The sequence below is a fragment of the Vulcanibacillus modesticaldus genome (assembly GCF_001730235.1).
GTDB classification, from domain to species: Bacteria; Bacillota; Bacilli; order Tepidibacillales; family Tepidibacillaceae; genus Vulcanibacillus; species Vulcanibacillus modesticaldus.
On the sequence record NZ_MIJF01000089.1, the window covers coordinates 1 to 12,659 of the forward strand.

The window sequence follows — 12,659 nt, forward strand, 5'->3', positions numbered from 1 at the left end:
TACTAATAGGTCGAGGGCTTAACCAAAGCTCAAGTAAGGTGAAAGAAACTCGCATCTAGTTTTCAGGGTGTATAAAGTTATACTTTACAACTGTAAAAGTATAACCACACCATAAATTAAATAAGAAGAAGTCTGGTGACGATAGCGGAGGGGACACACGCGTACCCATCCCGAACACGACCGTTAAGCCCTCCAGCGCCGATGGTACTTGGACCGCAGGGTCCTGGGAGAGTAGGACGTTGCCAGGCTTCTTTTTTTATATATTGCATACATATTTTTATATATTACCAACCGTACTTATTGCAGCCTATTTAGGCTGCTTTTTTGTTTCTCAAACATTAAAGTATAAAAGTGAGGATTCTTAAATACAATATTAAAAATTATCTATAACCTAACTATCTTCAATGCTAAAATTCTATAAATTTGGTATACTTGATAATATTATCTTTGATATTTTAAGAACACATTATAGAAGTAGTAGGAGGATAAAATGGGAAATAAATATGATGCAATTATTTTTGATTTTGACGGAACATTATTTCAAACTGAAAAATTAGCTCTTCCTTCTTTCGAACGAACCTTTGATCAACTAAAAAAAGATGGTATCAAAATAGTCAAAATACCTTCGGAACAACAAATGCTAAACGTTATAGGAATGACCCTAGATGATATCTGGAACTCACTTTTACCGGAGCTTCCAAAAGAGGCACATATTAAAGCGAATGAGTATATGTTAAAAAATGAATTGGACCTCGTTAATGAGGGTTATGGCGCTTTATATCCTGGAGTTATCAAAACTTTAGATGAACTAAAAAGACAAGGATACAGATTATTTATCGCAAGTAATGGATTAGCTGAATACGTTAAAGGTTTATCCAAAGCATTTATGATTGAATCTTATTTTGATGCAATCTATACTGCCGGAGAATATAATACATCGACAAAAAAGCTCTTAGTAAAACAGCTAATTGCTGATTTTTCTATTAACAAATGCGTAATGGTTGGTGATCGACATTCAGATATTGAAGCAGGTGAATATAATCATTGCTTAACAGTAGGTTGTGACTTTGGATTTGCTTCAATTGATGAATTAGATGGTGCAAATGTTACTATTAAAAATTTTGTTGATTTATTGAGTATCATTGATAATTAATGATTAAATGTGAAGGTTGAGGTGATTGAAATTGGGGAGTTTGGTCTATTGATTTTTTAGAAATAACCTTAAGATTATCTTTAGCAGCCATACTTGGAGGTATCATTGGTTTTGAAAGGGAACAAAATAATCATCCAGCGGGTTTTAGAACCCACATCCTTGTAAGTATTGGCTCAGCATTAATAATGTTAATCTCAATATATGGATTTACCGACTTTCTATTAGAAGAAAATGTTAGATTTGATCCATCACGTATAGCTGCCCAAGTAGTGACAGGTATTGGTTTTCTTGGAGCTGGTACAATTTTGCGACATGGATTTACCGTGACAGGGTTAACCACTGCTGCATCCTTATGGGTAGTTGCTGGAATCGGATTAGCAATTGGTGCGGGTTTTTATTCAGGCGCTCTTGTTGCTACCTTGTTTGTACTGATAAGTTTAGCTGTTTTAAATAAAATTGATCGCTTTATAGCCCATAAACGGAGTTTGGTTCACCTTAAAGTAAATGTTGTTGATCGTCCAGGAAAATTGGGAGAAATAGCAACAAAATTAGGAGAAAGAAATATCAGTATAAAAAGTGTCAGCATTACAGAGGAAGACAATGAAAACTATGAAGATGATTATGTGAGTATAATTTTTCTCTTGAGAATATCAAAAAAAGAATATGCGCCTATAATAGTTGATGAAATTAAGCAGGTGGATGGAGTAAAAGAAGTCCAATTTGGAAAAAATACAGAGTAGTGGTTTTATGCTACTCTGTTTTTTCTTGAGCAAAAAAGATATTAAATTCTTTAAAAAAATTGATGATAAAAATTTTATGTGGTGATTGGCAAATAATAAAAAATATAATATAATAAAATTGAAAGTCAAAGTTAGTCAAAGTCAAAATAGATGTACTGGAGGATGCAATGAGGAATATTTCTGATATTATCGAGAATTTCCTAAAAAGTATAATTGAATTAAGTGAAGATGGTGTTATTGAAGTTCAAAGGAGTGCATTAGCGGAAAAATTCCAATGTGTTCCCTCCCAAATCAACTATGTTATAAGCACTAGATTTTCTTTAGAAAAGGGATTTTTGGTTGAAAGTAAGCGAGGTGGTGGAGGTTATATCAGGATAAAAAAATTAGAAATTAATTCTGATGATCAATTCTATGAAACCTTGATTAATTCAATAGGTGAAGACATTACTCAAGCCACTGCTGTAGATTTATTAGATAGACTTAAAGAGGAGCAATATTTATCAAATAAAGAATATAGGCTGGTAAAGGCTATTATCGCAAGAGAGGTTTTAGATCTACCATTACCGATAAGAGATAAAATTCGTGCCAATATCTTTAAGGCGGTTATTAGAATTATCTTTTCGAAATAAATATTATTATTTATAATTTTGTAATTTCAAATTAAATCATTAGAGAGTAGTGAGACAATTATTAAAATATAGTTTTATAAATGGAGGGAAGACAATTGCTTTGCGAAAATTGTGGTAAAAGGCCAGCTACTCTTCATTTTACAAAAATAATCAATGGACAAAAGAATGAATATCATTTATGCGAACAGTGTGCAAAGGAAAAAGGAGAAATATTTTCTAGTAGCAGTGAAAGTTTTCCATTTCATCACTTATTATCTGGATTATTGAATTTTGATCAGATGGTAGAAGAACATCCTTTGTATACTAATCCTGAATCACAAAGATGCGAAACCTGTGGATTGACTTTTTCTCAGTTCAAAAAGATGGGTAAGTTTGGGTGTAGTGATTGCTACAAATATTTTGAACTCCAATTAGAGCCGATTTTCAGGAGGATTCATGGCAATAGTCAACATATTGGAAAAGTCCCATTGCGATCGGGAAAGAGTATTAAATTGAAAAAAGAATTAAGTCAGCTAAAGGCCATACTTCAACAAAAAATTGCTCTTGAAGAGTTTGAGGAAGCAGCTAAACTTAGGGATAAAATTAGAGCTTTAGAGCATAAAATTTCAGAAAGTCGGGGTTGAGCTTGATGGCAGTAGAAAGATATTTGCAAAATGCAATAAGCGATTGGATGTGTGATGATGGACCAGAATCGGATATCGTGATCAGCAGTCGTGTTCGGATAGCTAGAAATTTAAAAGACCATCCTTTTCCCCTTTTAGCTACAGACTCTCAGGCAAATGCGGTTATAAATAAAGTTAGCGAAACGATTATAAATGGGAAAATGAAGCAAATCGGTAATTTTGATCTTATCTTACTAGAAGATCTAAATGATTTACAAAAAAAGGTCTTAGTAGAGAAACATTTAATAAGTCTCAATCTAGCAAATGAATCCAGAAAAGGTGCTGTTACTTTAAGTGAAAATGAGGCAATCAGCATTATGATAAATGAAGAAGATCATATTCGGATACAATGTTTGTATCCTGGCCTACAGATCAATCAAGCATGGGAAATGGCAAATAAGATTGATGATATTTTAGAAAAGGATTTGGATTATGCATTTGATGAAAAAAGGGGTTATTTAACGAGTTGTCCTACAAATGTTGGAACAGGGATAAGGGCATCTGTGATGGTACACTTACCAGCTCTTGTTTTAACAAATCAGATGAATCGTTTAGTTCCAGCAATTACTCAAGTAGGATTAACAGTACGAGGAATATATGGTGAAGGTAGTGAAGCATTAGGTAATTTATTTCAAATATCTAACCAAATAACTTTAGGACAATCTGAAGAAGACATAATAAGGAATCTACATGGGGTTGTAAATCAGATTATTGAACTTGAGAGACAATCCCGAAGAAATCTTGTAGAAGAAAAAAGATTCCAAATTGAAGATAAAGTTGGCAGGGCTTATGGAATACTTTCCAATGCCAAAATAATTGATTCTAAGGAAGCAGCCCAAAGATTATCTGATTTACGGTTAGGGATCGATTTAAAGATGATAAAAGGGATTTCAGCTTCAGTCGTAAACGAACTGATGGTAATGACCCAACCAGGATTTCTACAGTATATTGCTAATGAAATCCTTACCCCTGAAGAAAGGGATATTAGGAGAGCGACTATAATTAGAAAAAAATTACTTGAAATAAAATAAGATTAGAAGAACTAGAAAAATAAAAAATGGAGATTGGAGGGAATATAGGATGATGTTTGGAAGATTTACTGAAAGATCTCAAAAAGTATTGACATTAGCACAGGAAGAAGCTATCAGATTAGGTCATAATGTTATCGGAACAGAGCATATTTTACTTGGACTTGTGAAAGAGGGTGGAGGAATTGCAGCAAAAGCGTTGCAATCATTAAACATAAGTTTAGAAAAGGTTCAATCAGAAGTAGAAGCATTGATTGGCAAAGGTAGCGATAAACCAATAAATATCTCATATACCCCAAGAGCAAAAAAAGTTATCGAGTTGTCTATGGATGAAGCTCGAAAATTAGGCCATAGTTATGTAGGAACAGAGCATATTTTGCTCGGATTAATACGCGAAGGAGAAGGTGTAGCAGCTAGGGTATTAAATAATCTAGGGGTTAGTTTAAATAAAGCTAGACAACAAGTATTACAACTCCTTGGCAATACTGAAGTTGTATCGACTAGCCAAAATGAAAGTAGGAATCAAAGTACCCCTACGTTAGATGGATTGGCTAGAGATTTAACTGCTATTGCTAGAGGAGGGGGTTTAGATCCGGTAATAGGTAGAGACAAGGAAATTGAAAGAGTAATTCAAGTTTTAAGTCGTAGAACCAAAAACAATCCGGTACTAATAGGTGAACCTGGAGTAGGTAAAACAGCAATTGCTGAAGGTTTGGCACAACGGATTGTAAACAATGAGACGCCTGAAATTTTAAGGGATAAGAGGGTGATGTCTCTTGACATGGGAACTTTAGTTGCCGGAACAAAATACCGTGGAGAATTTGAGGATAGATTGAAAAAAGTGATGGAAGAAATAAGGAATGCAGGTAACATCATATTATTCATCGATGAGCTTCATACATTGATTGGTGCTGGAGGAGCTGAAGGGGCAATTGATGCTTCCAATATTTTAAAACCAGCACTAGCTAGAGGAGAATTACAGGCAATCGGTGCCACAACCTTAGATGAGTATCGTAAATATATTGAGAAGGATGCGGCATTAGAACGTCGTTTCCAACCTATTATGGTTGATGAACCCACTGTAGAAGAAACGATTCAAATATTAAAAGGATTACGAGATAAATATGAAGCACATCATCGTGTAAAGATTACTGATGAAGCTATTGAGCAGGCAGTTAAGCTATCTGATCGATATATTACCGATAGATTTCTTCCGGATAAGGCAATTGACCTTATTGATGAAGCTGCTTCTAAAGTACGGCTTCACAGCTATACAGTGCCACCTAATATTAAAGAATTAGAAGCTAAAATGGAAGAAGTTAAGAAGGAAAAAGATGCAGCGGTACAAAGTCAAGAATTTGAAAAGGCTGCTTCATTAAGGGATAAAGAACAAAAAATAAAAGAAGAATTAGAGGAAATAAAAAACAAATGGAAGGAAAAACAGGGTAGAACAGACACCGAAGTATCAATTGAAGATATAGCTCTAGTGGTGGCTAACTGGACCGGCATTCCCGTTAATAAGTTAGCCGAGGAGGAGACTGAACGTTTAATTAACATGGAAGAAATACTTCATAAGCGTGTTATTGGTCAGGAAGAAGCTGTTAAGGCAGTTTCTAGGGCGATAAGAAGGGCGCGTGCTGGACTTAAAGATCCAAAACGTCCAATTGGGTCGTTCATTTTCTTGGGACCAACAGGTGTAGGTAAAACAGAACTTGCGAGGGCCCTTGCTGAAGCTATGTTTGGAGATGAAAATGCGATCATTCGTATCGATATGTCAGAATATATGGAGAAACATGCAACTTCAAGATTGATTGGAGCACCTCCTGGATATGTTGGTTATGAGGAAGGTGGACAATTAACAGAAAAGGTAAGACGTAAGCCCTATTCGGTTGTTTTATTAGATGAGATAGAGAAGGCACATCCAGAAGTATTCAACGTTTTATTGCAAGTTCTTGAAGATGGAAGATTAACAGATGGAAAAGGTAGAACTGTTGATTTTAGAAATTCCATTATAATCATGACTTCAAATGTTGGAGCAGAATTGATAAAGAGAGACGCAACACTAGGATTTACCACTCCAAACCCAGAAGATGAATATAATCAAATGAAAAATCGTGTCATGAGCGAACTTAAGCGGAATTTTCGTCCAGAGTTTTTAAACAGATTAGATGAAGTAATTGTATTCCATTCCTTATCAATAGAGAACATTAAAAAGATAGTGACATTAATGGCAAATGAGTTGAGGAAAAGATTAAAAGAACAAGGAATTGATTTTATCTTAACAGAAGAAGCGAAAGACTTTTTGGCTAAAGAAGGTTATGATCCAAACTTTGGTGCAAGACCTTTACGTCGTTCAATCCAAAAACATATTGAAGATAAGCTTTCTGAAGAATTATTAAAAGGAAATATCAAGAAAGGTGACACTGTAAAAATAGATGTAAAAGACAATACATTAGTGGTAAATAAAACTGTTTAATAAAACAAAATCACCCACAGGGGTGATTTTGTTTTATGTGTAATTATTTTTATTGATTAAATGACCAACGTTTAAGAGAATCTTTGCGCATTTGATTCTTTTCTTTTGCTGATGCACCCCAATTATAGTTATAAATAGCTCCTTCCCATTCACCGTATTGAGGATTTGGTAAAACTATAAATTTACTACCAAAAAGATCTTTATTTGCATCAGTTGCTGCAAATCTTTCCTCAATAGTTTTTCCTTTAAATACATCGGAAAAGTCATTTAAGTTATCTCCCATTAATAAAACAATGCGATGATCAGCATCAACAGCATCTCTTCTTGCTGTTTTGCTTGAGGTATCGGTTCTAAGCATTAAATGTTCTTCATCAACTTGTGGGAAACCTAAATCTTTTAAGTTCTTTAATGTTCCCTCTTTGCCAACTACTTTTCGATTTGTGATGTAATATATATCGACGCCTTTACCAGCAGCATAATTTAGAAATTCAACCGCGCCAGGAATTGCTGTTGCTTCAGCAGCATCCATCCAAGGATTCCAAGTTTTTGAAGAGTAACCGAAATCGTTACCAATTAAAAATGCTTCATAAGCACTATTGTCTAAAATCGTTTCATCGACATCAACAATGATCGCTCTTTTTTCTGTAGAAGTATTTTCAGCCAAGTCTTTGTCTAATATCATTTTTGCAACATTAAATGCTTGGTATGCAAGGGCACGGTACTCGGCTGAATTTTGTACCCATGCTGTTGCCATTACGAGTTGTTCATTCAAATCTTCAGTATTATAGTCAGATAAAACGATTTTTTGTCCCGGGAAAATTAAGTGTGGATTTTCCAATTTATTTATTTCAGCGAGTTTTTTCCAATCAAGACCATATTCTTTAGCAATTTTACCCAACGTGTCTCCCGGCTTAACAATGTAACCGCTTTCAGCGGAAGCCTGAGTTGTAACTACAAAGGAAACAACAAGCAATAATGCTAGCGTGATACTAATAGTTTTTTTCATTTTTAAAACCTCCATTTGATGTTTATTGACCTCTAAGTACAATAATTTGCCATTAATACAAATATTCCTGCTTTAAAAGTTGAAAAATTAGAAATAAATAATTAATAAATTTCTTCAAATTATTTTATCTGTGTGATAAGTCTTGACTGATTTACCCTTTTTTTTCACGTAGCATTGTTATATTATAATGAACAGATGCGGCTAATACGGTTATTTTTAATGTATAATTAAGATTAAGGAATAATGAATATAAATATACAGATGAGGAAATAAAAATATGGCTAAGGTTAAATCGCAATACTCGTGTCAAGAATGTGGATATGTAAGCCCAAAGTGGATGGGAAAATGTCCTAGTTGTTTAAAATGGAATACAATGGTTGAAGAAGTCACCTCACCAAATCCTAATGTTCAAAGTTTACAATTGTCACATTCGTCTATTCCACAATTAATAGTTGATATAAAAGTAGAGGATGAACCAAGAATTAATACTAATATTGGGGAATTGAATCGGGTATTAGGAGGAGGCATTGTTCCTGGCTCCCTCATTTTGGTTGGTGGTGATCCGGGAATAGGTAAGTCGACTTTGTTACTCCAATCGTCACAGAGTATTGCCAACCAAGGTTATAAGGTTTTATATGTATCTGGTGAAGAGTCAGTAAAACAGATCAAGAGAAGAGCTGAGAGGCTTAGCATTAACTCAGAACATCTGTATATCCTAACGGAAAACCAATTAAATCATATTGAAAAACAAATACAACAAGTTAATCCTCAAGTAGCAATCATTGACTCGATCCAAACAATGTATAATTCCGAGATTTCTTCGGGTCCTGGAAGTGTTGCACAAGTAAGGGAATGTACTGCTCGCCTTATGAGAATTGCCAAATCAAGTGGGATAGCCATCATTATTGTAGGTCATGTTACCAAACAAGGAGAACTTGCTGGTCCGAGATTATTAGAGCATATGGTTGATACAGTTCTTTATTTTGAAGGGGAAAGACATCATACCTATCGGATCTTAAGATCAGTTAAAAATAGATTTGGGTCAACAAATGAAATTGGAATATTTGAAATGAAAGAAGTAGGTTTAGTCGAGGTAAGCAATCCTTCAGAGTTATTTCTCTCCCAACGACCAATTGGCGTTGCTGGTTCTTCAGTAGTTGCTAGCATGGAGGGAACACGACCAGTATTAGTAGAAATCCAGGCATTACTATCCCCAACTAGTTTTGTAACTCCCAGAAGAATGGCGACTGGTTTGGATCAGCAAAGGGTAGCATTGATTATGGCTGTTTTAGAAAAACGTTTGGGAATGTTTTTGCAGAACCAAGATGCATATGTCAACGTAGCCGGTGGGGTTAAATTAGCTGAAACTGGAATTGATCTTTCAATTGCTGTGAGTATTGCTTCAAGTTTTCGTGACAAAGCCACAGGCCCCTTCGATGTTTTTATCGGTGAAATTGGATTAACTGGAGAAGTACGCGGAATTTCAAGAGTGGAACAAAGGGTATTAGAGGCTAAAAAATTAGGTTTTAAAAGAGTAATAATACCGGAAAAAAATTTAAAGGGATGGAATATTCCAAATGGAATTAAAGTAATAGGCGTCCAAACGGTTGCAGATGCTCTAGATATAGCATTTGGGGGGTGAAATATGTGAATAAAGATATTGATAGAGAAAAATTTATGTCAAATGTACTCAAGTTAGTTGCACCAGGAACTCCGTTTAGAGAAGGATTAGATAATGTCCTTAGAGCGAAAACAGGTGCATTGATAGTAGTTGGTTATAGTCCTCAAGTTATGGATATAGTAGATGGTGGATTTTCTATTAACTGTGATTTTACACCTGCCAATTTATATGAATTAGCTAAAATGGATGGGGCAATTATCTTAAGTGATGATATAAAAAAGATTCTATATGCTAATACACAATTAATTCCAGATACATCGATATCCTCCAATGAAACTGGAATTAGACATAGAACCGCAGAGAGGGTTGCTAAGCAATCTGGTCATTTAGTTGTATCTATCTCTCAAAGAAGAAATATTATCACATTATATCAAGGTAATTATCGCTATTCACTAAAGGATATTGGAGTAATTTTAACTAAGGCAAATCAAGCTATTCAAACTTTAGAAAAGTATAAATCAGTGTTAGACCAAGCTTTAACTAACCTTTCAGCAATGGAATTTGAGGAAGTTGTAACATTAAATGACGTTGCATATGTGATGCAAAAAATTGAAATGGTACAAAGGATTAAAACTGAAATAGATACATTTATCAATGAATTAGGAACAGAAGGTAGATTGATTAGCATGCAGCTTGAAGAATTAGTTGCCAATATAGATAAAGAAGCCTTTTATTTATTTAAAGATTACTCTAAAAATAATGCAGATGAAGAAATAAAACGGATCATCACGGAATTGAAAAAGTTAAGTCCTGATGAATTATTAGATAGTCAAAATATGGCGCGGATTATAGGATATACCGGTAAAATTAATCTTCAAGAAGAGTTAGTTTCACCAAGAGGTTATAGAATACTAAGTCGGATACCAAGATTACCAAGCGCTATTATTGATAATTTAATTGAACAATTTTCAACTCTTCCCAAAGTAATGATTGCTTCCATAGATGAGTTAGATGAAGTTGATGGTATTGGTGAAGTGCGGGCTAGAGCAATTAAAGAAGGGTTGAAGCGAATTCAAGAGCACGTTTTTATTGATCGTCATATATAATGAAACATTGGGGTGATTATGTGAAGCAACACGCTTTATTGAGGGAGGGACTGCCAACACTAGTTGTAGTAATTTCTCTAACAATTCTTCTATTTCTACTCAATCCTTGGTTATCCTTCTTTGGTATCGGACTTATGATGTTTGTTATCTATTTTTTTCGTGATCCCAAACGCGAAATACCGGCTGATGAATCAGTAATTTTAGCTCCTGCGGATGGGTTGATCACAAATATTGATGAAGTAGATGAAAACTTATTCATGCAACAAAAGGCTATACGCATAAGTATATTTATGAGTCCAATGGATGTTCATATTAATAGGAGTCCTATTTCTGGAAAGGTAAGTTTTATCAAATATCAAAAGGGAAAATTTATGTCTGCAACAAACCCTAAAAGTCACGATGTAAATGAAAAAAATTACATTGGGATAAAAAACGATAACTTCAAAATTTTAGTGGTACAGATCGCTGGAATAATGGCACGTAGGATAGTAAATTGGTCGTCAATTGATCAAGTAGTCAAAAAAGGTGATAAAATAGGGATGATAAAATTTAGTTCTGGTACTCAAGTATTTTTACCTGTTGATACTGAAATCAGTGTAAAAAAAGGAGATAAAGTGATATCGGGAATAACTGTCATTGGGAGGTACCCAAAATGATTATTCGTATTCTTCCCAGCATGTTTACACTCGGGAATTTATTTTTAGGTATTATTGCGATTATTTTAGCTTTTCAAGGCGCAGTTGAGTATGCTGCGATAATGGTAATTATTAGTATGTTATTAGATGGTTTTGATGGTCGAATAGCTAGGCTGTTAAATGTCCAAAGTGATTTCGGAAAGGAATTGGATTCATTATCTGATGTGATATCATTTGGAGTTGCTCCAGCTTTTATCATGTATGTGGTTGTGCTAAAAGATGTAGGTCCACTAGGTTGGATTGTAACAGCTTTATTTCCTATGGCCGGTGCATTGAGATTAGCAAGATTTAATGTGAAACCCGGCATTCCAGGGTATTTTATTGGTTTGCCAATCACTGCTGCTGGTGGGGTATTAGCAACAACTACTTTGTATTACGAAGTTTTTAAAGTCCCTGTATTAGTCATAATTATGACTTTCTTGTCTTATTTAATGGTCAGCAATATAAAATATCCAAACTTTAAGAAAGTAGGTTTTCCTAAAACTGTTTATTTTGTTGTTCCTTTGACGTTGATTCTTGTGATTGTTTTGGCTATCTATTTTCCTAAGGGATTCCCTAGGGTAGTATTCTTACCTTTAGGATTATATGCATTATATGGAATTAAAAAGAGTTTTAGGAGAAACAAAATGAATAAGCATCTTGCAGATGATGAATTTCGCTCGGAATTGGAAAAAAGGTAATCAAGGTAAAAAGAATATTGATGACAAATAATAAAAAAGGCTTATTAAAAATAAGTCTTTTTTTATTTTTCTTGAAACTTTTTATTTTTTTTGATCGTATTAACAGATAATTGCATTACCTAAAAAGTTTTTCATAAAAAAAATAATAAATTTTAAAGATATTATTGACTTTGCGTATTTTAGTATGCTAAGATAATAATTTTAATTTTGACATCAAAAAGCAAATGTGATAAAATGGAAATGTATTTTAAGCCGGGGGTGACGGGTTTGTTTAATGTTGGAGATAAAGTGGTATATCCGATGCATGGCGCTGGTATAATTGAATCCATTGAGGAAAAAGAGTTTTTAGGTGAAACTAAAAAGTATTATATTATGCGCATACCAATAGGTGATATGCGAGTAATGATTCCGATGAATAACGTCGCTGGGATTGGTTTAAGAGAAGTTGTCGATGAAGAAACAATAGATAAGGTAATTGGAACATTGCAGAATAGCCAAACGGATATGTCAGCAAATTGGAATCGTCGTTACCGGGCAAATTTAGATAAAATGAAAAGCGGAGATATATATGAAATAGCAGATGTTGTAAAAAATTTGATGATAAGAAATCAAGAAAAAGGTTTGTCCACTGGAGAAAGAAAAATGTTGGATAATGCAAAGCAAATTTTTATAAGTGAATTAGTTCTAGCAAAAAATTTAAAACAGGAAGAAGCATTTGCATTATTAGATAGTATTATCTCAGAGAAAAATGCGTCATTTTGACGCTTTTTTCTACTGACACTTTTACCGAACTTTCTAAATATTAATTTGTATACAAATGAAATAAATAATAGGTTTGATTTATAAATAAATGTTAATAATGG

General features: G+C 34.0%; 12 protein-coding genes and 1 rRNA gene. 12 read left to right on the plus strand and 1 reads right to left on the minus strand.

Annotation, left to right across the window (positions count from 1 at the left end; genetic code table 11):
* Positions 1 to 131 precede the first annotated feature (131 nt).
* The 7 genes from rrf to BHF71_RS10635 all read left to right on the plus strand — a co-directional run bounded on the left by rrf (position 132) and on the right by BHF71_RS10635 (position 6,688).
* Positions 132 to 248 (plus strand): 5S ribosomal RNA (gene rrf, locus BHF71_RS10605).
* A 242-nt stretch (positions 249 to 490) separates the two neighbouring features.
* Positions 491 to 1,153, plus strand: a complete 663-nt coding sequence (locus BHF71_RS10610; protein WP_069657601.1) for an HAD family hydrolase — start codon at positions 491 to 493, stop codon at positions 1,151 to 1,153.
* Between the two features lie 89 nt (positions 1,154 to 1,242).
* Positions 1,243 to 1,893: an MgtC/SapB family protein gene (locus BHF71_RS10615; protein ID WP_425425407.1), complete on the plus strand. Its 651-nt coding sequence runs from the start codon at positions 1,243 to 1,245 to the stop codon at positions 1,891 to 1,893.
* Positions 1,894 to 2,060: 167 nt separating this feature from the next.
* The gene (locus tag BHF71_RS10620; RefSeq protein ID WP_069657603.1) at positions 2,061 to 2,522 is read left to right on the plus strand and encodes a CtsR family transcriptional regulator; all 462 of its coding nucleotides are present in this window, start codon (positions 2,061 to 2,063) and stop codon (positions 2,520 to 2,522) included.
* 95 nt (positions 2,523 to 2,617) lie between these two features.
* Positions 2,618 to 3,145, plus strand: coding sequence for a protein-arginine kinase activator protein McsA (mcsA, locus tag BHF71_RS10625; protein ID WP_069657604.1), 528 nt, complete (start codon positions 2,618 to 2,620; stop codon positions 3,143 to 3,145).
* A gap of 5 nt (positions 3,146 to 3,150) precedes the next feature.
* Positions 3,151 to 4,215 (plus strand): protein-arginine kinase McsB, encoded by a 1,065-nt coding sequence (gene mcsB, locus BHF71_RS10630; RefSeq protein WP_069657605.1) that lies wholly within the window; start codon positions 3,151 to 3,153, stop codon positions 4,213 to 4,215.
* Positions 4,216 to 4,264: 49 nt separating this feature from the next.
* On the plus strand, positions 4,265 to 6,688 hold the full coding sequence (locus tag BHF71_RS10635; protein WP_069657606.1) for an ATP-dependent Clp protease ATP-binding subunit: 2,424 nt from the start codon (positions 4,265 to 4,267) through the stop codon (positions 6,686 to 6,688).
* A 49-nt stretch (positions 6,689 to 6,737) separates the two neighbouring features.
* Here BHF71_RS10635 and BHF71_RS10640 read toward each other — a convergent pair whose 3' ends face one another.
* Positions 6,738 to 7,694: a 5'-nucleotidase, lipoprotein e(P4) family gene (locus BHF71_RS10640; RefSeq protein WP_069657607.1), complete on the minus strand. Its 957-nt coding sequence runs from the start codon at positions 7,692 to 7,694 to the stop codon at positions 6,738 to 6,740.
* 277 nt (positions 7,695 to 7,971) lie between these two features.
* Between BHF71_RS10640 and radA the strand changes: the two genes are divergently transcribed.
* From radA to BHF71_RS10665, 5 genes are all read left to right on the plus strand, one after another.
* On the plus strand, positions 7,972 to 9,336 hold the full coding sequence (gene radA, locus BHF71_RS10645) for a DNA repair protein RadA (protein WP_069657608.1): 1,365 nt from the start codon (positions 7,972 to 7,974) through the stop codon (positions 9,334 to 9,336).
* A gap of 35 nt (positions 9,337 to 9,371) precedes the next feature.
* Positions 9,372 to 10,421: a DNA integrity scanning diadenylate cyclase DisA gene (disA, locus tag BHF71_RS10650; RefSeq protein WP_069657677.1), complete on the plus strand. Its 1,050-nt coding sequence runs from the start codon at positions 9,372 to 9,374 to the stop codon at positions 10,419 to 10,421.
* 20 nt (positions 10,422 to 10,441) lie between these two features.
* Positions 10,442 to 11,077, plus strand: coding sequence for a phosphatidylserine decarboxylase family protein (locus tag BHF71_RS10655; RefSeq protein WP_069657609.1), 636 nt, complete (start codon positions 10,442 to 10,444; stop codon positions 11,075 to 11,077).
* Positions 11,074 to 11,796: a CDP-diacylglycerol--serine O-phosphatidyltransferase gene (gene pssA / locus BHF71_RS10660; RefSeq protein ID WP_069657610.1), complete on the plus strand. Its 723-nt coding sequence runs from the start codon at positions 11,074 to 11,076 to the stop codon at positions 11,794 to 11,796. The genes BHF71_RS10655 and pssA overlap by 4 nt, the downstream gene beginning before the upstream one ends.
* Before the next feature lie 267 nt (positions 11,797 to 12,063).
* Entirely contained in the window at positions 12,064 to 12,558 is a 495-nt protein-coding gene (locus BHF71_RS10665; protein ID WP_069657611.1) for a CarD family transcriptional regulator, read from the plus strand.
* Positions 12,559 to 12,659: the final 101 nt, after the last annotated feature.

Excerpts from the sequence above, each read along its gene's own strand:
- BHF71_RS10635 (WP_069657606.1), top strand. The coding sequence starts at position 4,265 with ATGATGTTTGGAAGATTTACTGAAAGATCTCAAAAAGTATTGACATTA.
- BHF71_RS10610 (WP_069657601.1), top strand. The coding sequence starts at position 491 with ATGGGAAATAAATATGATGCAATTATTTTTGATTTTGACGGAACATTA.
- disA (WP_069657677.1), top strand. The coding sequence starts at position 9,372 with ATGTCAAATGTACTCAAGTTAGTTGCACCAGGAACTCCGTTTAGAGAA.
- BHF71_RS10620 (WP_069657603.1), top strand. The coding sequence starts at position 2,061 with ATGAGGAATATTTCTGATATTATCGAGAATTTCCTAAAAAGTATAATT.
- BHF71_RS10640 (WP_069657607.1), bottom strand. The coding sequence starts at position 7,694 with ATGAAAAAAACTATTAGTATCACGCTAGCATTATTGCTTGTTGTTTCC.
- pssA (WP_069657610.1), top strand. The coding sequence starts at position 11,074 with ATGATTATTCGTATTCTTCCCAGCATGTTTACACTCGGGAATTTATTT.
- mcsB (WP_069657605.1), top strand. The coding sequence starts at position 3,151 with ATGGCAGTAGAAAGATATTTGCAAAATGCAATAAGCGATTGGATGTGT.
- radA (WP_069657608.1), top strand. The coding sequence starts at position 7,972 with ATGGCTAAGGTTAAATCGCAATACTCGTGTCAAGAATGTGGATATGTA.